At 52.8% G+C, this 26,042-nt stretch carries 25 protein-coding genes; 16 read left to right on the top strand and 9 right to left on the bottom strand.

Going from position 1 to position 26,042, the window contains the following annotated elements; genetic code table 11:
* Positions 1–3 precede the first annotated feature (3 nt).
* The 3 genes from J2Z18_RS17555 to J2Z18_RS17545 all read right to left on the bottom strand — a co-directional run bounded on the left by J2Z18_RS17555 (position 4) and on the right by J2Z18_RS17545 (position 2,570).
* On the bottom strand, positions 4–909 hold the full coding sequence (locus tag J2Z18_RS17555) for a decaprenyl-phosphate phosphoribosyltransferase (protein ID WP_007128641.1): 906 nt from the start codon (positions 907–909) through the stop codon (positions 4–6).
* 212 nt (positions 910–1,121) lie between these two features.
* Positions 1,122–1,565: a DUF441 domain-containing protein gene (locus tag J2Z18_RS17550; protein ID WP_007128640.1), complete on the bottom strand. Its 444-nt coding sequence runs from the start codon at positions 1,563–1,565 to the stop codon at positions 1,122–1,124.
* A 21-nt stretch (positions 1,566–1,586) separates the two neighbouring features.
* The gene (locus J2Z18_RS17545; RefSeq protein ID WP_007128639.1) at positions 1,587–2,570 is read right to left on the bottom strand and encodes a YpdA family putative bacillithiol disulfide reductase; all 984 of its coding nucleotides are present in this window, start codon (positions 2,568–2,570) and stop codon (positions 1,587–1,589) included.
* A 261-nt stretch (positions 2,571–2,831) separates the two neighbouring features.
* Here J2Z18_RS17545 and J2Z18_RS17540 point away from each other — a divergent pair, with 261 nt between their 5' ends.
* Positions 2,832–3,137 carry a DUF2087 domain-containing protein gene (locus J2Z18_RS17540; RefSeq protein WP_007128638.1) on the top strand — a complete coding sequence of 102 codons (306 nt, stop codon included), beginning with the start codon at positions 2,832–2,834 and terminating at the stop codon, positions 3,135–3,137.
* A gap of 175 nt (positions 3,138–3,312) precedes the next feature.
* Here J2Z18_RS17540 and J2Z18_RS17535 read toward each other — a convergent pair whose 3' ends face one another.
* The 4 genes from J2Z18_RS17535 to J2Z18_RS17520 all read right to left on the bottom strand — a co-directional run bounded on the left by J2Z18_RS17535 (position 3,313) and on the right by J2Z18_RS17520 (position 5,742).
* A complete protein-coding gene (locus tag J2Z18_RS17535) occupies positions 3,313–3,939 on the bottom strand; it encodes an FMN-dependent NADH-azoreductase (protein ID WP_210095108.1) in 627 nt (208 codons plus the stop codon).
* A 177-nt stretch (positions 3,940–4,116) separates the two neighbouring features.
* On the bottom strand, positions 4,117–4,863 hold the full coding sequence (locus J2Z18_RS17530) for a DUF4097 family beta strand repeat-containing protein (RefSeq protein ID WP_245256053.1): 747 nt from the start codon (positions 4,861–4,863) through the stop codon (positions 4,117–4,119).
* Positions 4,860–5,420 carry an HAAS signaling domain-containing protein gene (locus tag J2Z18_RS17525; RefSeq protein WP_210095107.1) on the bottom strand — a complete coding sequence of 187 codons (561 nt, stop codon included), beginning with the start codon at positions 5,418–5,420 and terminating at the stop codon, positions 4,860–4,862. The genes J2Z18_RS17530 and J2Z18_RS17525 overlap by 4 nt, the downstream gene beginning before the upstream one ends.
* Position 5,421: 1 nt before the next feature.
* The gene (locus J2Z18_RS17520; protein WP_007128634.1) at positions 5,422–5,742 is read right to left on the bottom strand and encodes a PadR family transcriptional regulator; all 321 of its coding nucleotides are present in this window, start codon (positions 5,740–5,742) and stop codon (positions 5,422–5,424) included.
* A 285-nt stretch (positions 5,743–6,027) separates the two neighbouring features.
* Here J2Z18_RS17520 and J2Z18_RS30805 point away from each other — a divergent pair, with 285 nt between their 5' ends.
* The gene (locus J2Z18_RS30805; protein ID WP_007128633.1) at positions 6,028–6,162 is read left to right on the top strand and encodes a hypothetical protein; all 135 of its coding nucleotides are present in this window, start codon (positions 6,028–6,030) and stop codon (positions 6,160–6,162) included.
* A 26-nt stretch (positions 6,163–6,188) separates the two neighbouring features.
* Here the strand turns inward: J2Z18_RS30805 and J2Z18_RS17515 are convergent, their stop codons facing one another.
* Positions 6,189–6,428: a hypothetical protein gene (locus J2Z18_RS17515; protein ID WP_007128632.1), complete on the bottom strand. Its 240-nt coding sequence runs from the start codon at positions 6,426–6,428 to the stop codon at positions 6,189–6,191.
* A 366-nt stretch (positions 6,429–6,794) separates the two neighbouring features.
* On the opposite strand from J2Z18_RS17515, the gene J2Z18_RS17510 reads away from it, so the two are divergent.
* The 10 genes from J2Z18_RS17510 (at position 6,795) to J2Z18_RS17465 (ending at position 18,571) form a co-directional block, all read left to right on the top strand.
* Entirely contained in the window at positions 6,795–7,106 is a 312-nt protein-coding gene (locus tag J2Z18_RS17510; protein WP_007128631.1) for a hypothetical protein, read from the top strand.
* Positions 7,107–7,209: 103 nt separating this feature from the next.
* Positions 7,210–11,196 (top strand): type VII secretion protein EssC, encoded by a 3,987-nt coding sequence (gene essC / locus J2Z18_RS17505; protein WP_007128630.1) that lies wholly within the window; start codon positions 7,210–7,212, stop codon positions 11,194–11,196.
* Between the two features lie 16 nt (positions 11,197–11,212).
* Positions 11,213–12,019, top strand: a complete 807-nt coding sequence (locus J2Z18_RS17500; protein ID WP_007128629.1) for a hypothetical protein — start codon at positions 11,213–11,215, stop codon at positions 12,017–12,019.
* A 27-nt stretch (positions 12,020–12,046) separates the two neighbouring features.
* Entirely contained in the window at positions 12,047–12,553 is a 507-nt protein-coding gene (locus tag J2Z18_RS17495) for a WXG100 family type VII secretion target (RefSeq protein WP_007128628.1), read from the top strand.
* A 155-nt stretch (positions 12,554–12,708) separates the two neighbouring features.
* Positions 12,709–12,984, top strand: coding sequence for a WXG100 family type VII secretion target (locus J2Z18_RS17490; protein WP_007128627.1), 276 nt, complete (start codon positions 12,709–12,711; stop codon positions 12,982–12,984).
* A 150-nt stretch (positions 12,985–13,134) separates the two neighbouring features.
* Positions 13,135–15,228 (top strand): protein kinase family protein, encoded by a 2,094-nt coding sequence (locus J2Z18_RS17485; protein ID WP_210095106.1) that lies wholly within the window; start codon positions 13,135–13,137, stop codon positions 15,226–15,228.
* Between the two features lie 41 nt (positions 15,229–15,269).
* The gene (locus J2Z18_RS17480) at positions 15,270–16,022 is read left to right on the top strand and encodes a vWA domain-containing protein (protein WP_007128625.1); all 753 of its coding nucleotides are present in this window, start codon (positions 15,270–15,272) and stop codon (positions 16,020–16,022) included.
* Between the two features lie 116 nt (positions 16,023–16,138).
* Positions 16,139–16,867: a hypothetical protein gene (locus tag J2Z18_RS17475; protein WP_244152662.1), complete on the top strand. Its 729-nt coding sequence runs from the start codon at positions 16,139–16,141 to the stop codon at positions 16,865–16,867.
* 377 nt (positions 16,868–17,244) lie between these two features.
* Positions 17,245–18,048 (top strand): SDR family oxidoreductase, encoded by an 804-nt coding sequence (locus J2Z18_RS17470; protein WP_210095105.1) that lies wholly within the window; start codon positions 17,245–17,247, stop codon positions 18,046–18,048.
* 145 nt (positions 18,049–18,193) lie between these two features.
* Complete coding sequence (locus J2Z18_RS17465) at positions 18,194–18,571, top strand: DnaJ family domain-containing protein (RefSeq protein WP_007128622.1); 378 nt, start codon at positions 18,194–18,196, stop codon at positions 18,569–18,571.
* Between the two features lie 136 nt (positions 18,572–18,707).
* Here the strand turns inward: J2Z18_RS17465 and gluQRS are convergent, their stop codons facing one another.
* Positions 18,708–19,700, bottom strand: a complete 993-nt coding sequence (gluQRS, locus tag J2Z18_RS17460) for a tRNA glutamyl-Q(34) synthetase GluQRS (protein WP_210095134.1) — start codon at positions 19,698–19,700, stop codon at positions 18,708–18,710.
* Between the two features lie 200 nt (positions 19,701–19,900).
* On the opposite strand from gluQRS, the gene hrpB reads away from it, so the two are divergent.
* The 4 genes from hrpB (at position 19,901) to J2Z18_RS17440 (ending at position 26,014) form a co-directional block, all read left to right on the top strand.
* Positions 19,901–22,414, top strand: coding sequence for an ATP-dependent helicase HrpB (gene hrpB, locus J2Z18_RS17455; RefSeq protein WP_210095104.1), 2,514 nt, complete (start codon positions 19,901–19,903; stop codon positions 22,412–22,414).
* Between the two features lie 94 nt (positions 22,415–22,508).
* A complete protein-coding gene (locus J2Z18_RS17450; RefSeq protein WP_210095103.1) occupies positions 22,509–23,057 on the top strand; it encodes a general stress protein in 549 nt (182 codons plus the stop codon).
* Positions 23,058–23,330: 273 nt separating this feature from the next.
* On the top strand, positions 23,331–24,539 hold the full coding sequence (locus J2Z18_RS17445) for an acyltransferase (protein ID WP_210095102.1): 1,209 nt from the start codon (positions 23,331–23,333) through the stop codon (positions 24,537–24,539).
* Positions 24,540–25,651: 1,112 nt separating this feature from the next.
* Entirely contained in the window at positions 25,652–26,014 is a 363-nt protein-coding gene (locus tag J2Z18_RS17440; protein WP_007128617.1) for a replication termination protein, read from the top strand.
* Positions 26,015–26,042 lie beyond the last annotated feature (28 nt).

Below are 26,042 nucleotides of genomic sequence, written 5' to 3'. Positions count from 1 at the left end.
ATGCTATTCAAAGTTCACTAAAATTACGACGACGCTGACCACGTATAAGATCACGGTGATCAAGATGTGGCGATCCTCCAAGAGAACCTTGTCCGGGGCGCCGCCTTTCTTCTCGATGTGGATCAGGTACAGATAACGGAACATGCCGTATATGACGAACGGAATCGTCCACATGAGGTGGACGGTTCGGCCCGAAGTAAAGGTGAACAGCGAGTAGCTGATGATCGTCGCCGTTGTCACGATACTGCTCATCTGGTCCAGCAGGTCAAACGAATAATGATCCAGCACTTTACGATGGGAGCCTACGTCGCTTTGCAGCAAATAAAGCTCGTGGCGCCGTTTCCCGATTGCAAGGAACAGGGAGAGAAGCATCGTGCACAAGAGAAACCACGGCGTAAACGGCACGTGGATGACAAGGCCGCCCGCAATCGCCCGAAGCACGAACCCGGCCGCAATGATCATAATATCAATGATAACGACGTGTTTCAGCCGGAAAGAGTAGGCGACATTCATCGCAAAATAGAGCAGCAGCAGACCTGTGAACAACGGGTTCAAAAGGTAAGAAACCGCTAGGGAAGCGATGAGCAGCAGGGCGCCAAAAACAAGCGCCAAATTTGGCGGAAGTTCGCCGGAAGCCATAGGGCGGAATTTCTTGACCGGGTGGTTCCGATCCGCCTCGCGGTCCGCATAGTCGTTGACAATATAAACGCAGCCGGATACAAAGGATAGCAGAAAAAAGCCGATCACGGTATCGAGCAGCGTGCGGGCATGTACCGTTTCAAAGGAGAATAAAGGAGCTGCAAAAATGAGTAAATTCTTAGTCCATTGCTTCGGTCGGAGCTGCCTGAAGAGCAGCAGGGGAAGCCTTCTCATAGGAGCAGCGGACGATTCCGTATTAGTTGACGACAATGGGATTACCTCCTGGATCTAACGTTGTACATAAGCTCAAAGAAGAAGAGACTTCATAAAATACGATAGCTATCATACCATAAATTTGACTTTGAATGGAAATGATAGGTTTGCATAAATACAAAATCGAAAAAGCCTCCCTACGTATAGTAAGACGTTCAGGAGGCAGAACTTGTTTCATGAAAGGATCTGTAATCAAACGGTAATGCCATTCAGGACTTGCCGATCAACAGGGACAATAGTCCGGCTGCAATTAGCGGACCGACCGGGACCCCGCGGAATAACGCGACACCGAGCACGGTCCCGATCAGCAAACCTGCGACGACGGTCGGGTTGCTCCCCATCAGGGTAGCTCCCCTGCCCCCAAGGTAAGCGACAAGCATGCCTACGGCGATGGCGAGAAGCGACTTCCAGTTCAGGAACGATTGGCCGATCGACGCAAGACTCATCTTCCCGCTAGCCAGCGGGGACATGACGCCAACGGTCAATATGATGATCCCGATGGTGAGGCCGTATTTCTCAAGCCATGGGAAGGCTTGGTGAAAGCCGGTCACCCGGATCAGCAAAAGGGCGAGCATCGCGATGGTTACGGCCGAGTTGCTGCTGATAATCCCGAGCGCAGCCATGGCAAGCAGGATGAGGGAGGTTACATCCATACGGAATCACTCCTTATTAGCTTAGCTTTGTGCTGTAGCATTCAAGTGCTGTGCGATTAACCGCCCATGATAACGGCCGGTCTCGATAAAGACCTCGTTCGCGTTGCGTCCGGAAGCGATTACCCCTGCGACATACAATCCGGGCACGTTCGTTTCCATCGTCTCCGGGTTATACAGCGGCTTCTCCATGTCCTGGTCCAGTTGAACGCCGGAGGAGGAGAGGAGCTTGCGGTCCGGTCGGAATCCCGTCAAGGCGAGGACAAAGTCGTTATCGAGCTGCAGCTCTTCGCCTTTGGTGGATTCGATTCGGACCGAATTCTCCGTGATTTCAACGACACGGGACTGCAGATAGAGCTGGATATGCCCTTTCTGCACCATGCTGTCGAACAGCGGACGAACCCAAGGCTTGATGTTTTCGGATACGGCATCGCCCCGGTAAACCATCGTGACCTCCGCACCGACGCGGATCAACTCCATAGCCGCATCCACGGCCGAGTTGCTGCCGCCGATGATGACGGTCTTCATACCGGCATAAGGATGGGCCTCGCGGAAATAATGGGTGACTTTCTCCAAGTCTTCTCCGGGGATGCCAATATAATTCGGATGATCGAAATATCCGGTTGCAATGACGACGTGACGGGCCAGCCGCACGTTCTCTTCGCCGTTTCGCCGGCGGGTGCGGACAGTGAAACTGCCGTCTTGCTGCTTCGTAATTGTAAGGGCCTCTTCGTATGGAGATATTTTCAGACCAAAATGTTTGGCGACGCGACGGTAATAGGCGAGCGCCTCGTGCCGGTATGGTTTGTCATTCGATATGGCAAACGGAATATCTCCGATTTCGAGCATTTCAGCCGTACTGAAAAATTGCATATGCGTCGGGTAGAGATAGATGGAATGAACGACATTATGCTTATCAATAATTTCGCAGTCCAGTCCCTGGCGGCCGCATTCGATAGCTGCTGCCAGACCGCAGGGACCTGCACCGATTACAAGAACATCTAGCATGGTGATCCTCCTTATGTATATACCTTGCGCTTTTCATCAGCATTATAATCCTACAGCAAATGCAGGGATAAATCCAGATTTGACGCCGGGAACGAACCCGGCAGAAAGGCTTTAGACGGATGGACAAGCCCCCGTTGGAAAGGTGTGGCGAGGGCGGATGGAGGGTTGAAAAACAAAACAAATTAGATTAATATTAAATTAGATGAATATTAAATTTAGTATTTGTTAAATTCATTCTCAATGAATGAGGAGGGGAAGGAAATGAAATCATCAACGAACGAAGCATATAAGGCTTCCGTCATCAACAACTTCATGACCCGCGAAGGGAGGCTCCGGCACATCCCGGCGCAATACAAGAAGAAGCTGGTTATTTTGGAGCATCTTGTCGAGCAGCTGGAAGAAGGGAGAGTCTATCCCGAGAAGGAAATCAATGCTTATATTCAAACGTATCATGAGGATTTTGCCACGATCCGCCGCGAATTCATCATTCATGAGTACATGAGCAGGGACAGGGAAATGTATGTGCGAAATCCTCGGGAGCGCTGGACCAAGTGGGAAGAGGTGTAGGGTGGCCAAACAGCATAACAAACAGCATCTGGGTCATGCACAGCATTTCCCGTTCATGTGAAGCGGCTGGGCATGGCGGGATGCTGCGAAAAAAACCACCTTCATGGCAAGACGCGCCTAATGAAGGTGGTTTCCGTTATATAGTAAGGGAATGTTATAAAGGGTATAAGTTCGTTTAGAAGCCGGCAGCCGCTTTTTTCACGAGCTCCAAGCCGGATTGCACGATAGCTTCCGCTTCTTGAGGGAATTGGTTATGGCCCTCGATGATGAGGGTTTCGATATCCTGCACGCCCCATTGGCGAAGGTTGCGGATCACGAAGTTCACAGCCATTTCGGCAGCGGCCATCGGCCCTTCGGAATAGTTGCCGCCGCGTGCGTTAAGCAGGACTACTTTCTTGCCTGTCACAAGTCCTACGACACCTTCCGGCGTATATTTAAATGTTTTGCCAGCCTGGTTCAAGTAGTCGATATAAGTATGCAGCACGGCAGGCACGGTCATATTCCACAGCGGGAAGGCAAACACGATTTTGTCAGCGGCGAGAAATTGATCGATATATTTCGTAACATTGGCAGCAGCAGCTTGTTCTTCCGGCGTTGCCTCGATTCCGCGGGAAGCCTTGAACATCCCGTTGATGGCGGTGCTGTCATAGTATGGAAGATTCTCGGCGAAAAGGTCAAGCTCCGTAATTTGGTCCTCCGGATGATTCGCCTTGTAGGCGTCCAAAAACTCGTGGTACATCTTCACGCTTACCGATTGATCGATAGCTCTGTTGTTGGCTTTGATGAATAGTACGTTTGACATGTATGAAAACTCTCCTTGTTGTAGTTTGACTTTATAAAGTATAGTATATTACCTTTATATCGTTTGTCAATGACGCCTACTGGAGAATGCGAATGTCTCCGGAATGAGTTTCCACATGAATCGTATCGTTCGTTTCCCCTGGAGAATCCGGGGCATCCACAGACCCGGAGCGAGTCGTCAGTCATAGACGCCCCTGAATGATGCATCCGGCCGAACGATTACATCGCCTGATCTGCATATAATGCTGACGGGAGAGCTTCCAATCAGTCCCAAATGGATATCGCCTGAAGTCAGGCTGACGTCGGCGGGACCTTCCAGATCTTTCAACCGGATGTTGCCCGTTCGATTCGTGATGGAGGTTTCTGCCTGTATTCCAGTGCCCTTGATGTCTCCGGATATGTTCTCGATCATAAGCTGCTCGGCGTTCACCTGATTCAGAACGATATCGCCTGAAGTCAGTGAGATGTCGATTCGCTTGGATGAGGCGCCATTCAAGCGGATGTTGTTCGATAATGAGGATACCATCAGTTCTTCAAGCTCCTTGTCAGCGGGGAGAGAGACCGTCAGCTTCCCTTTAGGGAACCGGAAGTTGATGCCCAGAAACTCGATGGCCTGCGGCGTAGTCAAATCGAGATCGATTTCGGAGCCTGCCGGATCGAAAGCATTAAGGATATCCGCATGCTCTTGCTTAATCGTTCCTTCAAATGAAATGGAACTGGTATTATCGCTGCTTGTTTCAAATGCGATCTCCGTCGCGAACCCGCTGGAAAGCCTGAACTGCTTGAGTGCTTCAGTGTCTTCAAGCTCCCATCGTTTCTCGTAGGCAACCAGATCCTCGCCGAATTTGAATTTGTTTACGGCCATCCCGGCGATGCCAATGAGGATCAGTACCGCCGCGAAGGCAAATAGTAATTTCTTGATCATCGCATGTCACTTCCTTTCATCACCCGGACATTCCAGCTAGAGTAGCCCCGGGTAAGACAGGAGAGCCACCGAAAGATTGAACGAGCGCCATACACAAGCAGGATGCCGACACCGACCAGGGATACCGACAGAAACAATTTAGCCGGATAAAAGCTGCCGTTGATGATATATTCCACAAGCACAAGCGCCGGGCTGACCAAGCATGCAAGCACCAAGGTTGCAACGGCTATCCCAAAAGACCACAGGGCGGCAATGAGCGGATACGCAATCATGCCGCAGAAAACGAGGCCGGTGCAAGCGGCTATTTTTCCAATGGACGTTGGTTTCTTCCTTGCTGCCGAAGGCAGCCCGATATCTTCAATATATCCGCCGCTAAGCGCATCCCGCGCAATTTCAAACGGATCGCCAAGCTCGCGGGCAATCTCCTCTTCGGTGCGGCCGTTCTGCAAGCCGAATATAAAGTGGGATTCCACGTCTTGAATCAGCTCCCGCCGTTCATCGGGAGGGAGTGCGGCTAGCCGAGATTCCAAAATCGAAATGAACTGTTGTCTTGTCATACTAATTTCCTTCCTCGATCAGATTGGTCACATTACTCACAAAAGCCTTCCATTCCTTCACCATAGCCTCCATATAATTCACTCCGCTGTCGGTAAGCCTGTAATATTTACGGGGCGGCCCCTCGCTGGATTCCTGAAGATAGGTCGTGCAATAGCCTTCATTCACAAGGCGGCGAAGCAGCGGGTAGAGGGCGCCTTCGGCCACCTCGATGTGCCGCGAAACGGCCTGCGCCAGCTCATAGCCGTATTGATCCTTGCGGTTGATGAGCACAAGGACGCAGAGCTCGAGAACTCCTTTTTTGAATTGGACGCTCACATCCATGCGAATAGAGCCTCCTTTCTATTGAATGAATGTCTGTGATGCCCATCGGTAGTGATTATTGTTCAGTAGCTGACAACAATAAGATATCATTAGGTACTGAATAATGCAAGATACTGATCAAAAAATAGGCTGAATATGATCAAAGTCAAAAACGGTCGAACCCTGGGAAGCTTTGTTTTAAGCGGAAAAAGCCGTTTGAGCTTGAAAATGGGGGGTTAATAGAAGTTAACAGGGCATAATTGCAAACGTTCGTTGTTCCAAATCAATCATGGAGGGATGGGTTGTATGTCAATCGATCGTTTTATCCTCATGAAGCTGGCGAGCTGCAAAGAGAAGACAACGAGAATGAACCTTGTCAAACTGTTTCAAATTCGAATTCAGAGAGCACAGATGGCGGAGGAGCGCCATTTGAGGTTATAATAGAAGAAAAAAAGGGGCTACCCCTCTTAAAAGAGGGATAGCGCAAGAGAGTCGTTTTCACTTTTGCTGTGAAGAATTGCCTCGGATCCTTCGATCTCAATGCTGATGAGGGAGTTGAGGCATTTTTTCAGCGCTTTTTTTCCATTGCGGATTTTATTGTCAAGGGCGCTAGTCAGCAGTTTAAGCACCTTCTGTACCGGCTGCTTGCTATCTGTCGTAAAATAGACGGGAACCGGTCTGTTTTGGAACATAATCAGTGTTCTCATATCAATCACCTCACGAAAACTTATTTCATGATATTTGCATTATAATTTGCCAATCTTAAAATAACCTTAAATTCATAGAATTAATCAGCATCAATTTTATGAGATTGACAGTTTTGTGAACAGTCCGATCTGGCCCCATTGGAGGCGGAAATCCATTATAATTGATACACAATTAGTTCATAGGGAGCATGCATAACCACCCAAAAATAGGAAATGGGGATTATGTCACAAATTGACAGAGCGAACCCCAGAATGATATAGTTACAATAATGTAACTATTTTTTATATCTTATGATATAGGTGTTTCGGCTTTACGCATGGAATATTCAAGGAATGATGTTGAATTTGAAAGGCAGGGTTGACCGGATGATTCTTACCGTAATCAGCGGGCGTAACGAAGAAGAATGGTTTGATATCGATGTTCCAGACGAATGCTCCATCGAACGGCTGGTCGAGCTGCTGGGCTTGCGTTTGTTTCATGGACCGTCGGGGGACGGAATTCAATATATATTGGAAGCGAAGTTTCCTGAAGGCTTGTGGTTCAAGGTTGAAGGCCGTTCAAGCCTTGTCGAGGCAGGATTGAGAGAAGGTTCTTACATCCGCCTGCAGCGGGCATATTCCACCACCACGGAGGAGGCGCCCGTCTATGGCAGAAGATCGTTGTTTCAAGAAGGCTGAATTTGGGTAAATAACCCCTTGGTTTTGGTTGAAACATGCTAGATCAACAACATACATAATTAATGAACCTACCAGATGCTCTCGATTAGGAGGAAAGTGACATATGAACGTGTTATATCAACGTTCGCCGCGTATTAAACCGGCTTTACCCGATGAAGACATGGAGATTTTGAGGCCGCCGTCCGAGCCCAGCAAGCCTTCCTTCTCCTTGATCTCGATCATAATTCCGATCATAATGACGGCTGCGACGATCGGATTCTATGTATATATCAGCATGAGTGGGAAAATGGGGGCTGGGAGTCCTTATATCGTGCTGTCCATTATGATGATGCTGACCTCATATACCCTTCCGTTCTTTATGTACCTGAGCAACAAGAAGTCGTATCAGAAGAAGCTTGAGGAGCGCAATCAGAAGTATCGGGCCCAGCTCGAGCTTCATCGCGAGGAGCTTAAGGAGCGGCAGAAAGAACAGGTTGAGACGCTGTTCGATATTCACGGCGATCCCGACGTGTGCTTTCACGTTGTGAAGAACCGCAGCAGCAATCTGTGGGAGCGTTCCCCGGAGGATTCGGATTTTCTTGAAGTGTGCGCCGGCAAAGGGCAAGTGCCGTTCCGCATCCGGGTCAAGACGCCCCGTGCCGACGGGTATGACAAAGACCCGCTGATTGAAGCTGCAGAAGGCTTGGCCTCCGAGTTTCAAACCGTCGAGGATGCTTCGATCGCGCTTCCGTTATTCGAGTCGAAGGTGATCGGAATCGTAGGAGGAAGAGACCAGGTCTTGAACATGCTGAGGGTTCTTATGGCACAGTCAGCTGTAAGGCACTCACCTGATGAAGTAAAAATTGCAGCCTTTTATGAAGAAAAGGAGTCCACCGAGTGGCAATGGCTGCGGTGGCTTCCGCATACATGGGACGATGACCGGTCAAGCCGCTATTTGGCGGACCGCCGGAGCAGCGCCCACCAGCTGGCCGACGAAATCTTCACGCAGCTGCATCGCCGCAAGAACAATCGGTCTGAATACGGTAACAAGTCGATCGTGACACCGGCCTATGTCGTCATTTTGTCCGGCACTCACCTTATCGAGGAAGAGCCGCTTTTGCCATTGCTCATGGAGGATGGCGAAGCCATCGATGCGGTAACGATTGTCCTGTCCGACCGCAAGGAAAGCCTGCCGATGCACTGCCAGCTGATCGTGGAGGTGGGACGCGACCAAGCGGAATATACGGTGAAGAAACCGGACGGCACGGTGTCCCGTCAAGCCTTCCAGCCCCATCATATCAGCCGTGAACAGATGGAGGCCTTGGCGCGTTATATGGCGCCTATCCGGCTGAAGCGCTCCTCTGCATCGGATATTCCGAGCATCCTGCCTCTGTTTGAAATGATGGACATTCAGTGCATCGGGGATTTCGATGTTTACCGTCGCTGGCAGCAAAACCGCTACCCGGACACGCTGCCGGTTCCAATGGGCGTCCGCGCCGGAGGCAAGAAGATTAATTTGAATCTTCATGATAAAATAGAGCGTCAGGGACATGGGCCCCACGGATTGATTGCCGGAACGACAGGGTCGGGGAAGAGTGAGGTCATTCAATCGATCGTGGCTTCGCTGGCCGCTGAATTCCACCCGCATGATCTTGCGTTCATGCTGATCGACTACAAGGGCGGGGGCATGTCCAATACGTTCGTGAACCTGCCGCATGTCGTGGGTACCATTACGAATCTGGACAACAATCTGATCGAGCGCGCAAAGGTATCTCTTAAGGCCGAGCTGGTGCGGCGTCAGAAAATATTAAATGATGCGGGCAATCTCCAGCATATCGACGAATATTATAAGCATCTCCGCAACCGTCCGGGCGAACCGCTGCCGCATCTGGTCATCATTATTGACGAATTCGCGCAATTAAAGAAGGATCAGCCTGAATTCATGGACGAGCTTATCAGTATCGCTGCGATCGGGCGGACGCTCGGCGTCCATCTGATTCTTGCGACCCAGAAGCCGGCAGGTGTCGTGGATGACAAAATCTGGAGCAACTCCCGTTTCCGTATCTGTCTCCGTGTTCAAAGCGAGGGGGACAGCCGGGATATGCTGAAAATACCGAACGCAGCCTGGATCAACAAGCCGGGTCGGGGGTATTTTCAGGTCGGAAGCGACGAGGTATTCGAGGAGATGCAATTCGCTTGGAGCGGTGCTCCTTATGTAGAGGAGATGGACTCCGATGGCGCGATCGTGATCCGCGAGGTGCGCCTGAACGGAAAAACCGAACCGCTGCTTGCTTCCGAACACAGCGCGGGAGCTCAACAGGAGCAGCCGAAGCAGCTCCAAGTATTTATCGACCATTTGGCCCAAGTGGCCGAGCGGCAAGGAATTGAACGGCTGCAGGGCCCATGGCTGCCCCCGCTGCCTGAGACTCTGGACCTCGACACGGTCATGGCTGACGTGGAGGAGCCGATGCTGGGCGCAGCGATTGGCCGCAGACCGCTTGAGTCTTATGTAGGAACGGTGGACGATTTACCTAATCAATGCCAGCGTCCGCTGGTCCTCAATTTGGAGCAGGGGCATTGGGCCGTATACGGCATGCCTGGACTTGGGAAGACCACCTTTATTCAGACGATGCTGATGTCGCTGGCTCGGCGCTATACGCCTGACGATTGGCATGGCTACGTTGTCGACATGGGCCGTATGATGCGGGACTTCACCGTGCTGCCTCATGTCGGTGCGGTTATGACGGCGGAGGAAGAGGACCGGATTAAACGCCTGTTCCGTTATCTTGCCAAAATCGCGGGTCAGCGCAAGGATATGATCGCGGAAGCCGGGGTGAAGACGGTCGCTGCATACCGCAGAGCGTCGTCCGAGCCCGTGCCTCAGCTGATCGTTGTCATCGACGGGTATTTGAATTTCCGCAATACGTACACGGAAGAGAACGATATGCTCGAGTATTTGCTGCGTGAAGGCGGCAGTCTTGGCATTACGTTTGTTATGACGGCAAACCGGGTGTCGGATATGTTCGAAAAGGTGCGGAGCAATATTGCCCATGCGGTTTCTTACGAACTGGCCGATCCGGCTGATTATTACTATGCCGTAGGCCGGCCGGCGAAAGCGCCAAGCCAGCTTCCGCCAGGCAGGGGGCTTGTGAAAGGCCAGGTTCCGCCGCTGGAATTCCAGACGGCTCTGCCGGCTCCGGGACAGGAGGAGGGAGACCGCTCTTCGGCGCTTCGCCAGCTCATCCGTGACATCGCGAAGTCCTGGCAAGGCGAGGAAGCACCTCCGATTGAATCCCTGCCGGAACAGATCCCGCTCCATCAGCTGCTGAAGGTGGACGAGCCGTTCGAACGCGGCGGGATGGATCCATATGAGGTTCCGGTCGGCGTTGCAACGGACGACTTGTCGCCATTTACGATCAACCTATCGGACGGACCTCATTTCATCGTCGCAAGTCCGATGGAGGGCGGCAAAACTTCATTCCTGCTCAGCTGGATGCTGGCGCTTGCCTACTATACGCCGCCGGAGGCTCTCGAAATATATACCGTGGATACACGGTACGGGAGCAGCGGCCTGAGCCGGTTGAATCATCTGCCGCATGTCCGCGGTCATGCCGAGAATGAAGAGGAGCTTGCTTCCGTGATCTCCGGCCTGCATGAGCGGATTCAGGGCAGGTCCAAGGACAGCGAAGATCCAGCCATCGTGCTTCTTATTGACGATGCCGACGTGCTGAGCAAGCAGCTTAACGATTTTACTTTGAAGGATCAGTTGTCAGCCATTGTAAGGCAAGGGCGGGACCGGAATGTCCATGTTATCGTGGCCGGCGTGCCTGCTGACTTTCCGACATACGGCGTCGACTGGTTTACCGATATAAAAGCGGCGCAAAATGGGTTTTTATTCGGAACCCTGGATTCGAACGATTTATCCTTCTTTAGAATTCCTTTTTCCGAATCTGCGAATAGTCCTGGAGGACTAAAGATTCTTCCTCCGGGACAAGGGTACTATGTAAAACGCAAATTTTCCAGAATAAAAGGCGCAATTCCGTTTCATGAAGAGTGGAATGCCCAGAGATGGGTCTCAGAAATTCGCGACCGATGGCATGTTGTAGTTTGAGGGGAGGTGGCTCATAATGTTGACAATTCATGCTTCCAAACAAGAAACAATCACTCTGAACGATAAGGAATTTTTCTTCTTGGCTGGAATTATCGGATCGGACAGATTGCTTGGCGTTGAGGATCCCTTTGTCGGGTACTTAACCGAAGAAATTGCAGAGGAATGGGAAAATGCCAAACAATCTTTGTTAAGCAAGCAATACTTGATACAAGAAGAGGGCGGGGAATTGTCAATTCCTCCTGAAGTGTTTTCGAGAGTTGCTATTGCGGGACTTGCGGAGCGTGCATGCTGGTTGAAATACGAAACTCAGGTTAAGTCATTTGAAGGATATCTGCATGTTACCGACGAACGAGTAATACAAGTGTGCAGAAGCAGCGAAGACAACCGGTGTTATATGCTTAGCGAGCTCGGTACGATTGAACAGGCTTGTGATCAGTTGGTCGAGGATCTTGCGCTCAGCGATCACAACTGGGGAGATATCCCCGCACTCCTGTTAAGCCGGAAGGAGTTCGGCGACATCTATACCTCGGCACCCCTGCACAGCGGGGAAGAAATCGGTGATCGGCTGGCCCGGTTAACCGATGATGCGGAAGGATCGATCGCACTGGCCAAATGCATGAAGAACAAAATTTCCTCGGGGGAGCTCCAGCTGTCGATTTGGAACGGAACCAGCTGGGAGAGTCAAAATGCAGCGTTTATTGTGAATGAGTCCATGAATTGGCTTCTGCGAATGAGCCTGGAGGGAGACCAGGACTGGCTTACCGCAGCGCCAGCAACCAAAGAGCAGTTTCGTCATATGCTTCTCATGTGGCTGAAACAGTAACAGAGCCCGTATGAAAGGTGAGGACCAATGCGTATTTCTGTCGAGCCGGAATCACTCCGGACGTTAAGCCGTCAGCTGCAACTCAGTGGCGAAGAATACTTTGCGATGACGAGAAGATTGGGTCAGGCGATGAATTCGCTGATATGGGAAACTTCTCTCAAAGCGGCGGTTATCGATGAGTGGCAGTCTGCCCAGAAGCTGGGGGAGCATCTGGGAGCCCTTCTAGTTCAGCTGGGCAAGCATCTTCAAAACAAAGCGGATCAATTTCAAGAAACGGATCACCAGTACCACAGCATTTTGGAGCATGCGATCATCACGGTATCCCCTACGGCGCTGTTCTCTGCTTCCGGTATGGAAGACCGTGTCTCCATACTGCCCGAGCATAGCTCGGTCTCGGTCATTTCGAATCCGAGCTCGGTGGCAGCCGCTGTCGGGATGACGAGCGAAGAGAAGGGGAATTCGGTGAAGCAGGCCGCACTGGCAGGTCAAAGCTGGACTTTTACCGATCCTTCTTCCCTCAGCATAGCCAATTGATTTCCAAAACTTAGGACGAACGGATAAAGATTAGGTTTCAACTTGGGACGTATAGGGTAACTGGAAATTAGGTCTGAGGACATTTTGATAAACCTAGGCCTGTAGGCTAAGATGTCAAGTGTCACCAGAAATTGAATTTCAAGGAGGTTACATACATGGCAGGTCGTATTTTAATTACGCCAGAACAGGTAGAACAAGTAGCAAATCAATTTAAGCAGAGCGGTGAGCAAAGTCAGCAGATCGTTAACAGTCTGACCCAATCCATCAACGGAATGGAAGGACAATGGGACGGTATGACAAAGCAGCGCTTCTTCCAAGAATTCCAGGAAGCAAGCCGTCTGATGCAATCCTTTGTTCAGACTCTTGACAGCATCAGCAACGAGCTGAGAGCGATCGCTCAGAAATTCCGTATGGCTGACGAATCTCGTTAATCCATACAAGGATCTTTTGTTTTATAATAGATTCATAGGGCAGATAAACCGGGTGCCAGACAGCCCGGTTTTCTTGCAATCCAGGATCTTTATATAGTGAAACCCGCCTTCAGAAGGCGGGTGATGGTGTTTAAGAGAGGGTGATTGTTCGTGACTTTTCAGCCTAACCCTGGCGACGGAATCGTAATCAATGGTACGGCCTATACGGTAGGACAGCATCCTGCCGCTCCCGGCGTAGCCTATGCCCAAGCAGGAAGGCAGGGAATTGTATACCAGCTGATTCCTGTTGACGGTGAGATTTATCAAGCCAAAGCGCTCAAAGTCTTTTTTCCTAAATTCAGAATTCCCGCGATGGTATATCAATCCGAGCATCTGGGCAGCTATCAAGAAATGCCGGGTTTGCGGGTATGCAACCGTGAGGTGCTCACTCCCGAAAGAAACGGAGATTTGATAGCAGAATACCCTGATTTGCTGTATGCGGTCATTATGCCCTGGGTCCATGGATGCACCTGGTTCGATGTGATCAGTGATCAGCGGAATATCGGGCGTTCTGAAAGTCTTATGCTTGCCAAGGCGCTGGCCGCTATCGGCTCAAGCATGGAGCAGCGCGGATTGGCGCATTGTGATCTGTCTGCGCCTAATGTCATGCTTCCGTTTTTTTCGGAAGTGAAGCTGCCGGAAGGAGCAGCCGCCGTAGAGCTTGTGGACGTGGAGCAAATGTACAGCCCCAAGATGGACCGCCCGGACGTCCTGCTTGCAGGGTCCCCGGGTTATGCCGCTCACCGGACGGTGCACAGCGGTTTGTGGAGCGCGTATGCGGACCGGTTCGCAGGCGCTGTCATTATCGCGGAGATGCTGGGATGGAGCGATCCGGCGATCGTCAACCGTGCCTGGGGCGAAAGTTACTTCGACCAGCATGAAATGCAGACGCCGTGCGAGCGATATTTCCTGTTGAAAAAATCGCTCGGTCAACGCTGGGGCTCCCGGATCGCCGACCTGTTCGGCAGAGCTTGGGACAGCCAGGACCTGAGCAGCTGCCCGACGTTCGGCGAGTGGCTGATCGCCTTGTCCTCCGTAAGCGAGGAGGAGGTGCAGGAAGCCCCGCCGGCTGCTGCGGCCGTTGAGGTTGCAGATACGAATACGCAAGAAAAGCCAGCCGAATCGCCTTCCGGAAGTCCTGCAGAAGTGCCTGCTGAATTGATGGAATCGCTGGGCATCCAGCCTGGAACCCGGGAAGTTAACGACAATGTGGTTTCCCGCCTGTTTCATCAGGCCCGGGACTTGGAGGCTGCGGGCAATTTGTCCGGGGCGCTCGAAATATTTCGTTCGGCCTATCATTTTGTTAAGAAGGACAGTCCGCTTGAGGTGGAGCTTGCTGCAGCGATCGCAGGTCTGGAGAAGGAGCTGTTTCCTCCGGAGGACCCTGGTAAAAAAGGGCTAAAGGCGCTGCTGACCTCCCGCAAGTTCATGATCTCCGCGGCTGCGGCGATTGTTATCCTGGCCGGGTCGGCCTTGACGGTTAACCAGATCCTGGCGGAGAAGGCGGAGAGCAAGCAGCTTGAGGCTCAGCGTCTGGCCGAGCAGCAGGCCAAGGAACAGGCGGAAGCTGCACGCAAGCAGCAGGAAGAGGAAGCGGCGAAGAAAGCCGAGGAAGCTCGGAAGGCCGAAGAAGCGAAAAAGGCCGCGGAAGAAGCGAAGAAGGCAGAAGAAGCCAAGAGGGCGGAAGAAGCCGCGAAGAAGGCGGAAGAAGCCCGCAAAGCCAAAGAAAAAGCGGAGCTTCAGGCCAAATACGAGAGGCAGGCAAAGTATGAGGCCTACCTCACATCGCTGGAGGAGAAGAAAAAGAAGCAGGAGCTTCAGGAAAAGTACGATAAACAGGCGAAATACGAAGCCTATCTTGCTCAGCTGGAAGAGAAGAAGAGAAAAGCCGCGCAGGAGGAGGCCGCTGCCAAAGCGGCTGCCCAGGCTGAGGCGGAACGAAAAGCAAGAGAGCAAGCTGCTCGGGCGGAACAGCTGCAGAAGCAGCGCTCCCAAAATATTGTGGAGCTGGTGGCGTTATACAACAAAGCGTATAATGCGCAGGTCGCGGGTAATAAGGACCGCGCCAAAAACTTCGCCCGTCAGTTCATGACCCTGTACAACAAGGATGCTGCTTATAACCGGACGGTTGGCAGTATGATCAGCCGCCGCAACAATTTGAACAAGTTCTTAGAGGACGACAGCTTCTGGATACCTAAGCTGTAGGAAACATTAACTGAAGAATTAGCAGGGGTGAAGGTTTCGCGATGAACTATACCATACAAGCATCACAGCGCACGCCCGCGCTCATTATATACCTGATCGATATCAGCGCATCGATGAATATGCTCATGGAGGACAAGAGGCGGATCGACGTCGTTTATGAAGCTTTGTCTCTAGCCATCCGGCAGATGGTATTCCGTTCAACGAAGGGGAACCGGCTTACGCCGCGTTACCGGATTGCGATCCTGGCATACAGCGATGATGTATACGATTTGCTGGGCGGCATCAAAGGCATCGATGAAATTGCGGCCATCGGCTCCCTGCCGGATTTGACGCCGAAGCGGTTCTCCGATTCGGCAAAGGCTTTTTCACAAGCAGAGAAAATATTGCAGATGGAAATTCCGAATATGCAGGATTGCCCAGCACCGCTCGTGTGCCATATGACCGACGGTGTTTCAACAGGCGAGGATCCGGAGCCGATCGCACGCCGGATCATGAGCATGAGTGTTCCGGACGGCAATGTGCTTGTGGAGAATATCTTTATTTCCGATCATCTGATGAGCCAGCCGATCACGGAACCGCGCCGCTGGAAGGGGATATTGCCGGACACGCCGCTTGAGGACGAGCACGCCCGCAAGCTGAAGATGATGTCTTCGGCACTCCCCGAGAGCTATCGGGAAATGCTGGTGGAGGCGGACTATCAGCTTAGTCCGGGTGCATTAATGATGCTTCCCGGCACCTGCTCGGAGCTCGTGTCCATTGGATTCCAGATGTCGGCAGCGACACCGGTAAGGTAACGGCTATGAAGCGGTCATTTGCAAACGCAGAAGTTTGGAGCGGACGAAGGAAAAGGGCGCGGTCAACCACCTATTATTATGAGAGCAAACAGACCGGGGAGGAGCCCTTGACCCGGGTGGAAGAACAGTTCATTTGCCGGTACGCTTACGGCAGAGCTGCGGAATCGGTCATGATGTCGGAGAGAGGCCAGGATTTCATGGCTTTCGCGATCGATCGGGACGTCTGCCGGTTCGTGCTGTGCGACGGAGTCGGCTTAAGCTACCGTGGCGATGTCGCTTCCCAGCTCCTCGGACGGGGGCTGATGGGGTGGCTTCATTCGCAGGATGAGCTGTCGCAGCCAGCCTTGGAACGCAAGCTGTTTGAGCTGACGCAGGAGGCGGAGCGGGAGATGCGCAGCCTGTCCGTCGATGCCAAGGCGCCCAAGCTGCTGCGTGAGGTGCTGGAGGAGAAGCAGCGAATGGGCAGCGAGGCGATGTATGTGTGCGGACGGATCGAGCTGCCGAGCCGGTTCAGGCGAAAAGGCAGGCTATGGCTGGCATGGCAGGGGGATTCCCGCTTGCGGCTGTGGCAAGGACAGCATGAAATTTCGCCTATATTCGGCGACCGGTTTCGTACGGCCGAGCGCTGGTCATCCAAAAGCGGACCGGTGGGCGGGAAGCCCCATGTGTACCAATGCCGATTGGAGCATGACTCGGGCTATCGACTGCAAATGTACAGTGATGGTCTGAACGACCTGGACCCGATGAAGGAGCCGATACCGGATGACCAGGTCCAAGTGCTTATGAACGCATTGCATACAGGCGGGCTGGAGGATGACGCTTCGTTTCTGGAGATTATGTGGTAGGGATCAGCAGGATAACATAATAGCATGATAGCTGGAGAGCAGGAGGTGTTTCCGAAGTCGTCGATTTAAGCAGACTTTGGAACAGCTCCTTTTTTCGCCGGGAAAGCCCACCGCGCTTGGTTCTCGGCTTTACAGAACGGTGCGTTAGCTAACCACATGCCACATGCGTAACAAAAATCGCCAGCACTTGATCCAGCGACTTACAACCGTGTCAAATCTTCTTCGCTCTAAATGGTTCTTCCTGTTCATTTCATTTTGGTCGGAGCCGTGAATTTCATGGTATTGGCAAAATTATCGAAATGCGGATTATAAAACACGCTCTTTTGGGTAATCTTGTGACAGACGAACCTACGAGGTTATGAGATGAAGGAGCGTGGATGAAGATGAATGAAGTTCAGGGAAGCATGCATGGGAGAACAGCGATCATTACGGGAGCAGGATCGGGGATCGGGAAGGCAGCAGCCGTCAAGCTTGCGCTCATGGGGGCGAATGTTGCCCTGTTCGATCTGCTGGATGAGCGGACGAACAAGGCGGAGGCGGAAATCAACGCCCTTCGCGAGGGATCCGCAAGAGCGTTCGATGTGGATATTACCGATCCGGACCGGGTCGAGAAGGCTGTGCTTGAGACGGTGGAAATTTTCGGAGGAGTGGATATCGTATTTGCAAATGCAGGGATTAACGGCGTGCTCGCTCCGATTGACGAAATGAAGCTCGAGGAATGGGAGAAAACGTTGAAAGTGAATCTGAACGGTACTTTTTTGACGGTTAAATACGCCCTTCCCCATCTGAAAAAACGCGGTCAAGGCAGTATTATTATCACTAGTTCGGTTAACGGCACGCGGACGTTCTCGAATTTCGGGATGAGCGCATACAGCACGACCAAGGCAGGACAGGTGGCGTTTGCCAAAATGGCTGCGCTAGAGCTGGCGAAGTTCAAAATCAGGGTCAATGTGATCTGTCCGGGAGCGATCGCCACGAATATCGACCAAAGCACGAAGAAGAAGGACAACCTGGACGAGATTACGATTCCGGTCGAGTATCCGGAAGGAAGCCAGCCGTTGGCGGACGGTCCCGGACAACCCGAGGAGGTTGCGGATCTGGTCGCCTTCCTTGCCTCCGACCAATCCAGACATATTACCGGCGCCCAAATCTTTATCGATGGAGCGGAATCCCTCCTCTGACAACCAATATTCATGATTTCGGCTTGGAATCCTAAACCTGCTGGATTATGATAGAATATATATCTGAAATCATGTGGCTGCGAGCATGGGAGTTAAATGCTTTTAAGGCGTTTTTGAGGGAGTATGGAAAACAGAGGGGGCTATTATGGGGATCTTTTCCAGGTTGGCGGAACAGAAGATCGAGGAAGCGGTTCGCAACGGAGAGCTGGACAATTTGCCGATGGCCGGCAAAAAGCTCCCGGTTGATGATTTATCCCATATCCCGGAGGATCTTAGAATGTCCTACCGAATTATGAAGAATGCGGGGTATGTTCCGGAGGAAGTCAGCTTGAGGAAGGAATGCATCCGCCTGTATGATTTGCTCAATGCTGCACAGCATGATGGAGAGCAGGAGCAGCTGAGACGTAAGCTGAACGAGAAGCAGCTGAGGCTGCAGATGCTGCTGGAGCAGCGTGGGCTTGGATCGAGCGGTGCGTTCATGCAGTACGAATCCCGTATCAGGGAACGACTGGTAGATGAATAGAAACAGCGAAGAGATGGATGTAAAAGCCAATAAAAGCCAATAAAAGCCAATAAAAGCCAATAGACGGTTTATATAAAGCATGCGCCAGCTGCCATTCGGCCTCGAATGACGACTGGCGCTTCTTGTTGTGCCTGCTTTATTGCAGGTTGGGCATCGGAGCAAACAGCATCTTCAGAGCATCATGGGTCAGTTTGATCGGCTCCGGCTTAATTTGAGCCATATCAAAGCTTTGGACCAGCTGGGATGGTGAAACCGGCTCTGGAGAGGGAATCAACCCGGCAGCCCAGGCGAGCCATCCGACGATTCGCTGAGGCTGGATCCCTTGTCCCCGCAAAAAGGACAGGCTCAGTCCACGGTTCCGTTTGGCCAGCCGCTTGCCCTCGGCATCTACGATCAAGGGAACGTGGGCAAAGCGCGGAGGCGTGTAACCGAGAGCTTCGTACAAAAGCAGCTGCCTGGGGGTAGAATCAAGCAGATCAGCGCCCCGCAACACGTGGGTGATCCCCATCAATGCGTCATCAACAACGACGGCAAGCTGGTAAGAGATCATCTCATCCGCTCTGCGGACAACAAAATCGCCGCTCTTCTCGAGCGGATAGACTTGGGGGCCGACGATATCGTCGGTGAAGACAATCGCCTGCTCGGGAACCTTCATACGCAGGGAAGGCTTCTTGTGCTGCTCTTTGCGCAGCGCTTCTTCCTTCGTTAAATGCCTGCAGGTGCCTGGATAGCGGCGGCCTTCGGAGGCCAAGCCATGCGGCGCGCTTGCAGCAGCCATAATGTCAGCGCGGCTGCAGTAGCACGGATAGAGCAGCCCCGCCTCCTTCAGCTTCGCGAGCGCGCTTTCGTACAGCGTCTTTCGTTCGGTCTGGATGTACGGCCCAAAGCTGCCCCCGACATCGGGCCCTTCGTCCCAGTCGAGACCGAGCCATATCAAATCCCGCATCAGTTCATCAACGAGCTCTTCGCGCGAGCGCTGTTCATCGATATCCTCGATCCGAAGAATATAGCGTCCGTTCAAACTTCTCATCTGCAGCCATCCTAGTAACGCGGTGAGTGCGTTGCCGATATGCATCTTTCCCGACGGCGTCGGGGCAAAGCGTCCGCGGCATATAGTTTCTTGCTGCATCATTTTCACCTTCTTGACTGCATCTTCTTTAAAATATCCGAGGGAGATGTTTTAATATAATGTATTGTAGCGCAAATGGGCGTTGTGTTTCCAGAGGAGGCTTGCTAACCGATAGACTCGCGTCCTATTGCGAAACAAGAACAGGGAGAGCAAATTATAGAAAGAGCAAATTTTATGCGAATGATGGAGACGAGTTAAAAATGAACCAACTTCCCATACATCAAGTATTACCGCAATTAACCGCTGTTCTCGGTGAGCGGAATGCTGCCGTTCTGATCGCGGAACCGGGGGCGGGCAAGACTACACAAGTTCCGCTGGCCTTCCTGAAGGCGCCGTGGCTGCAGGGCCGGCGGATCATCATGCTTGAGCCGCGAAGACTTGCCGCCCGGTCCGCAGCCCGATACATGGCTTCAGCGCTCGGGGAGCGGGTAGGCGAGACCGTCGGATACCGGGTGCGGATGGATAGCCGGGTAAGCGACCGGACCGTGATCGAGGTCGTTACGGAAGGGATCCTGACCCGAATGCTGCAGGAGGATCCCGAGTTGTCCGGTACCGGCATGATTATATTCGATGAATATCATGAACGAAGCCTGCAGGCGGATACCGGCCTTGCGTTTGCGCTGGAATCGCAGTCCGTTCTGCGCGATGACCTGCGCCTGCTCGTCATGTCGGCTACGCTCGAGGCAGAGCCTGTAGCCAAGCTGCTGGGGGGAGCCCCTGTTATTGTGAGCGAAGGCCGCTCTTATCCGGTTGCAACCAAATATTTGCACGCTTCACGCCTGGAGGAATTACATAAAGGAGCAGCTCGGGCCATTCAGCTGGCGCTTTCGGAGCAGGAGGGCGATATCTTAGTCTTTCTTCCGGGTGCTAGGGAAATTAGGCGTACAGCAAACGAGCTGCAGCAGGCCAATCTAGGAGGCGACATCGTCATTCGCCAGTTACACGGTACGCTTTCGCCAGAGATGCAGGATGAAGCGATAAGGCCGGATCCGGCTGGGAGCCGCAAAGTGGTGCTGTCCACCAGCATTGCTGAGAGCAGTATAACGATCCAGGGGATCAAGGTGGTCGTCGATTCCGGATATGCCCGTACCGAGGTCTTCTCACCGCGCACCGGTCTTCCGCAGCTGATCACGAGACGGCTTTCCAAAGCTTCCGCCGACCAGCGAAGAGGACGGGCCGGGCGAATATCCGCCGGCGTTTGTTACCGGATGTGGAGCGAGGAGGAGCACCGACATCTTCCTGAGCATACCGAGCCGGCGATTCGAGAATCGGATTTGGCGCCGCTCGCGCTGGAGCTGGCAGCCTGGGGGACTCGGGACCCGCTGCAGCTTGCATGGCTTGACCCTCCGCCCAAGGCGGCGTTCGCACAGGGCCAAGAACTGCTTCGCCAGCTTGGCGCGTTGGACGAGTCGGGACAAATCACGGATCATGGGCGTAGCATGGCTCGCCTAGGTATTCACCCGCGGCTGGCCCACATGCTCCTTCGGGGAAAGGAGCTCGGCGAAGCTGCTTTGGCTGTGCGTCTTGCGGTGCTGCTTCAGGAGCGGGACATATTCCGTCCGCAAGCATCAGCCGCGGATCAGGACATTAGGTCCCGCCTCGAGCGGCTGGATCAATATGAACGCAGGGGCTCTGGTAATGCCGGTCCCGAAGGGGTTGATGATGCTGCTCTGAAACGGATGCTTCAGGAAATTACGAAGCTCCATTCGGAGCTGGGCATTCCCGACGCTGGCGTCCTGCGGACCGATCGATGCGGATTGCTGCTCTCATTTGCCTACCCGGACCGAATTGCCAAGAGCAGGGGAACGGGCAGCTATGTGCTTCGGACCGGCCGGGGGATCAGACTGGCCTCGGTCCAGCAGCTAAGCCGGGCGTCCTATATCGTCGCCGCCGTCATTGATGATCAGGGACCGGACGGCTTAATTCAACTTGCGGCTCCGCTGGAGGAAGAGTGGCTTGAGGAGCACTTCCGCGACGAAATGGAGCTGATCCGGGAAGTAAGCTGGGATCCGGCGTCCGGCAGCGTGCGGGCTAGGCAGCGTCTGATGCTGGGCGCAGTTCTGATTCGAGAACAGCCGTATGAAGGTGTAACCGAGGAAGACCGGTCGGCCGCCGTTCTAAATGCGATCCGCCGGGAAGGGCTGGGACTTCTTACGTGGACCAAAGCGGCTGTCCAGCTGCGCGAGCGGATGGCCTTCATGAAGAGGCATGACCCTGCCGGAGCGTGGCCGGATGTAACGGACGAAGCCTTGCTTGCCAATGCGGATACCTGGCTGCTGCCGTACCTGGGTGGTGTTCGAAACCGCCATGATTTAAGCCGCCTTGGCCTAGCGGGACTTCTGTCCCATTTGCTGAGCTGGGACATGAAGCAGGAGCTGGAGCGCGAGGCACCGACACATATTCAGGTTCCCAGCGGATCCAGAATACCGGTGGATTACAGCGATCCGGACAAGCCCTATTTGGCAGTCCGGCTGCAGGAGCTGTTCGGGATGAAGGAGACGCCGCGCATTGCCGGAGGCAGGGTTGCGCTGACGCTGCATCTCTTGTCGCCGGCTCATCGCCCCGTTCAAGTGACCTCGGATTTGGCGAGCTTTTGGTCCAGCGGGTATTTCGAGGTGAAAAAGGACTTAAAGGGAAGATATCCTAAGCACTACTGGCCGGATGATCCGCTTGAAGCTACCGCGACGAATCGGACCCGCCCCAAGCCATCATAATGCATCATAAGGCATCAGCCGGAAATGTCAGACGTTTGGCTACCGGGTTCATCGGGTAATGATAAGAAAATAACCTGATGAAGGAGGCAATGGCATGGAGAGAAAAGTAGCGGGCGTGTTTCGGTCAGAGCAGGAAGCGGCGCAGGCCATTGAACGGCTTCAGCGAAACGGGATTCCGAGCGATGCGATTTCGATCATTACGAAGGACCAACGGGACGCGGACCAATTAGCTGAGCAGACGGGCACGATGGCACCTGAAGGTGTGGCTGCAGGTGCGACAACCGGAGGAATTCTTGGCGGCACCGCCGGCTTGCTCGCTGGCCTTGGCGCCTTGGCGATCCCGGGCATCGGACCGATCCTCGCTGCAGGCCCCATTGCCGCAGTGTTAACCGGCGCGGCAGTAGGAGCCGGAACCGGGGGCCTGGTCGGCGGCTTTATCGGCCTTGGCATACCCGAGGAGGAGGCAAGGGAGTACGAGTCCTATGTTGAGGAGGGGCGTATTCTGGTGCTTGTTGATGCCGATCAAGAGAATACAGGCATTTACGATATCTTCCGTGATTCGGATGCGATGAATGCGGATCGATATGGACAGGCCGGTCCCGAGGTGGATGCTTCCTTACCCCCGCGCGGAACGAATCTATGAAGTGAACTGAAAGGATCTCTTGAAGTGAGTTAAAGGAACTGTCCCCTATGTGGATTATTCTGCTGGTGGACAGTTTTTTATGTTAATTAAGGGTTGAAGCTCATCTTAATTGGCTGTTGTTTGCGGATATTCGGGATATGCAAGGGAGGCTGCGAGCAGCGGGCATGCGATGGGCAGTCATCTGGAACTTATTGGATTGGCTTCGGACGTACCCGCTCCCTTAGAATAAATGAGGTCAGCAAAGAATTCGGATTCGGATTGGGGGGAGCAGCTATGGCTAGAGAACGAATACCCGAGGTTGAACGATTGCGGGGCATCGCCTTTTTGGCTGTCGTGCTTCAACACTCGATTGCCCATTATTCGATTGCACCCGGAATGACGGCTAATGACGGCATCTTGATGGCGATTCTGCTCATGGCCACCAAATTTGCAGTCCCTGTGTTTGTGTTTATTACGGGTTTAGTGCTATTTTACAACGATCGTGGACATCTTCATTATGGTCGCTTCATTAAAAAACGCTTTGGCGATATCTATATTCCATTTGCTGTGTGGACTGTCGTTACAATTTTGATGAATTCGGGATTTAACCCGTTTGTTTTGGAGGATTGGAAGCAACTGGGCTATGTTCTGATCACCGGGAAATCCAGCTCGCATTTTTGGTACATCATCATGCTGTTTCAGATGTATCTGCTGTATCCATTATTTCGTCCAGCCTTCCTTCGCGTGAAAGCACAGGAGAGCCGCCCCATCGGTCTCTTGCTTCTGCTCCTGTCGGGAGGGCTGTATTTATGGCTCATCAGCGGGATTAGCGAGATCGGCCAGTGGATGGGAAGCCTTCAGATTCCCGTTTGGAGCGAGCTGTTTACGACTTATGCGGACCGGAATGCGCTATACTACTTTTTTTACTTTACGCTTGGAGCCGCCGCCGGGTTGTATCAGCAGGAGTGGAAGGGATGGATTCGCCGATACCGGAAGCTGAACTGGCTCGTTTTTGCCTTTTTGTTCGGATGGATGCTCATCCAAGCGGTGTCTGAAATCCGGGGGGCACAAGGCGGTATTACCTTCTATTCGCTGTCTTTGCTTCGGTCGTCAATGGCGTTGTTTTTGATCAGCTCGATCATCGTCATGTATGATGCGGCTTGCTGGATCTGTAAATATGGCGGGGAGATGCTCAACAAGTCGCTGACCTCCATCGGCTTATACTCATACGGGGCGTACCTGATGCACCTGCTGACACTGCGTCTCAGCTACAGCGTGGATGAAAGCCTGCTGCTGCACGCGCCACCTTCTGTTCGAATCGCCGCTTCATGGATCATAAGTGCGGCGGCCGCATATGGGGCTACCTATGTGCTGTCGAAGCTGCCTTTTGGAAAATGGCTGGTCGGATTGTCGGGAAGAAAGGGACGCTCGCAGCCGCACCCCCCGGATATGCCGCGCCAGCTCAAGCCGAATGCTCAGACTGGGCAAGCCCCCGGCGTTTAGTTACGCATCCCGTGGTATATAGTTCCTCACACGTATAAAACGAGAAATAACTGCCTGGGGGGCAGCGCACCTGCGGGGCGCCACCTGCGCTGCCCCAACCCAACGTCGCTCACAAGTTCCTTTTAGGGACTTGTTTGCCGTTCCGTGGCGCCCACGGCGCCCACAAGTCCTTCTAAGGGACTTGTTTGCCGTTCCGCGGCGCCCAGGGCGCTCACAAGTCCCTTTTAGGGACTTGTTTGCCGTTTCGTGGCGCAAACGGCCCCTACAAGTGCCTTTTGGGGACTTGTTTGCCGTTTCGTGGCGCAAACGGCCCCTACAAGTGCCTTTTGGGGACTTGTTTGCCGTTTCGTGGCGCAAACGGCCCCTACAAGTCCCTTTTTTGGGACTTGTTTTGCCGTTCCGGCGCGCCCAGGGCGCTCACAAGTCCCTTTTAGGGACTTGTTTGCCGTTTCGTGGCGCCCACGGCTCCTACAAGTCCCTTTTGGGGACTTGTTTGCCGTTCCGGGGTGCCCACGGCGCCAACGCCCCTACGGTTCCCACAAGTCTCAAACCTGGCCTTGCTTACCTCGGCCAACGGCCCCCAGCGCACCAACCAACCAAGTACCGAACTACCTGCTTGCTCGACCAACCATTAATTAAGCAACCAAGCAAGATAATAAGCAACCGAGCAAGCAAATTGAAGACAAACCATGACCTATCCAGCTACCAAGTTAACATGCAAACAAGCAAGCAGACGATGTCTGTGACGCGAGAACCAACCTGGTCCGAACTACCGATCTAAATGCGAACAATAATAATTTCAACATATGAAAAATTCGCAATAGTGAGATGCACAAATTACATCCTCGCATCAGCCCTCCCCAATACCTACTCAACACGTTTCAATCCACCTTATTTTGGTTAAAAGAAGGGGATGCCTCCTATTGTGCAGACTGGGAAACTGTGGGTTATAATGGAAAATAAGAAAAACGTCTATCGAGGTACTCTCAATGTAGACAGACCGCGTTTAGCGGTGGTTTTTCTTGAGATATCAGGCAGCAGATCCTTCGAAGCTTATACTTTCTGATATCTTAACAAACGGGAAGAGAACCGGACAGTAAGGAGGCATTCGAATGGCTTTTATGATCGCGCAGCGTGCTTTTATCAAGGTTTATCTTATTACGATGGTTGAGCAGCAGCGGGGATACGGATATCAGATGCTGGAGGAGCTGCGCCAGCAATTTAAGGATCATGGCTATTCGCCGCCGCAGAGCGAAATCTACCGTGCACTGCATGAGCTTGTACAAGAAGGCGTGCTGTATCGCACGAAGCAGCTGAAGGGCAATGATCCGCGTGTCGATTTTCAAGAAATCGTGCTCTACCATTTCACCGACGAAGGAGTCGAGAAGGCCAAGCTGTATAAAAAGCAGGTCAAACAAGATCTGGATCGATGCCTGGGAATTCTTCATAAAGCGGTCAGCGATAATTTTGGATAGTCAATAGTCACGAACATCAACGATGATC

The sequence above is a fragment of the Paenibacillus lactis genome (assembly GCF_017873605.1).
In the GTDB taxonomy this organism is placed as follows: domain Bacteria; phylum Bacillota; class Bacilli; order Paenibacillales; family Paenibacillaceae; genus Paenibacillus_AQ; species Paenibacillus_AQ lactis.
Note: the sequence above shows the minus strand (reverse complement) of the source record. Positions and strands in the feature narration are given on the sequence as shown.

Bases quoted from the DNA above. Each gene is read 5' to 3' on its own strand.
- J2Z18_RS17550 (WP_007128640.1), bottom strand. From the start codon at position 1,565: ATGGATGTAACCTCCCTCATCCTGCTTGCCATGGCTGCGCTCGGGATT.
- J2Z18_RS17545 (WP_007128639.1), bottom strand. From the start codon at position 2,570: ATGCTAGATGTTCTTGTAATCGGTGCAGGTCCCTGCGGTCTGGCAGCA.
- J2Z18_RS17540 (WP_007128638.1), top strand. From the start codon at position 2,832: ATGAAATCATCAACGAACGAAGCATATAAGGCTTCCGTCATCAACAAC.
- J2Z18_RS17535 (WP_210095108.1), bottom strand. From the start codon at position 3,939: ATGTCAAACGTACTATTCATCAAAGCCAACAACAGAGCTATCGATCAA.
- J2Z18_RS17530 (WP_245256053.1), bottom strand. From the start codon at position 4,863: ATGATCAAGAAATTACTATTTGCCTTCGCGGCGGTACTGATCCTCATT.
- J2Z18_RS17525 (WP_210095107.1), bottom strand. From the start codon at position 5,420: ATGACAAGACAACAGTTCATTTCGATTTTGGAATCTCGGCTAGCCGCA.
- J2Z18_RS17520 (WP_007128634.1), bottom strand. From the start codon at position 5,742: ATGGATGTGAGCGTCCAATTCAAAAAAGGAGTTCTCGAGCTCTGCGTC.
- J2Z18_RS30805 (WP_007128633.1), top strand. From the start codon at position 6,028: ATGTCAATCGATCGTTTTATCCTCATGAAGCTGGCGAGCTGCAAAGAG.
- J2Z18_RS17515 (WP_007128632.1), bottom strand. From the start codon at position 6,428: ATGAGAACACTGATTATGTTCCAAAACAGACCGGTTCCCGTCTATTTT.
- J2Z18_RS17510 (WP_007128631.1), top strand. From the start codon at position 6,795: ATGATTCTTACCGTAATCAGCGGGCGTAACGAAGAAGAATGGTTTGAT.
- essC (WP_007128630.1), top strand. From the start codon at position 7,210: ATGAACGTGTTATATCAACGTTCGCCGCGTATTAAACCGGCTTTACCC.
- J2Z18_RS17500 (WP_007128629.1), top strand. From the start codon at position 11,213: ATGTTGACAATTCATGCTTCCAAACAAGAAACAATCACTCTGAACGAT.
- J2Z18_RS17495 (WP_007128628.1), top strand. From the start codon at position 12,047: ATGCGTATTTCTGTCGAGCCGGAATCACTCCGGACGTTAAGCCGTCAG.
- J2Z18_RS17490 (WP_007128627.1), top strand. From the start codon at position 12,709: ATGGCAGGTCGTATTTTAATTACGCCAGAACAGGTAGAACAAGTAGCA.
- J2Z18_RS17480 (WP_007128625.1), top strand. From the start codon at position 15,270: ATGAACTATACCATACAAGCATCACAGCGCACGCCCGCGCTCATTATA.
- J2Z18_RS17470 (WP_210095105.1), top strand. From the start codon at position 17,245: ATGAAGATGAATGAAGTTCAGGGAAGCATGCATGGGAGAACAGCGATC.
- J2Z18_RS17465 (WP_007128622.1), top strand. From the start codon at position 18,194: ATGGGGATCTTTTCCAGGTTGGCGGAACAGAAGATCGAGGAAGCGGTT.
- gluQRS (WP_210095134.1), bottom strand. From the start codon at position 19,700: ATGCAGCAAGAAACTATATGCCGCGGACGCTTTGCCCCGACGCCGTCG.
- hrpB (WP_210095104.1), top strand. From the start codon at position 19,901: ATGAACCAACTTCCCATACATCAAGTATTACCGCAATTAACCGCTGTT.
- J2Z18_RS17450 (WP_210095103.1), top strand. From the start codon at position 22,509: ATGGAGAGAAAAGTAGCGGGCGTGTTTCGGTCAGAGCAGGAAGCGGCG.
- J2Z18_RS17445 (WP_210095102.1), top strand. From the start codon at position 23,331: ATGGCTAGAGAACGAATACCCGAGGTTGAACGATTGCGGGGCATCGCC.
- J2Z18_RS17440 (WP_007128617.1), top strand. From the start codon at position 25,652: ATGGCTTTTATGATCGCGCAGCGTGCTTTTATCAAGGTTTATCTTATT.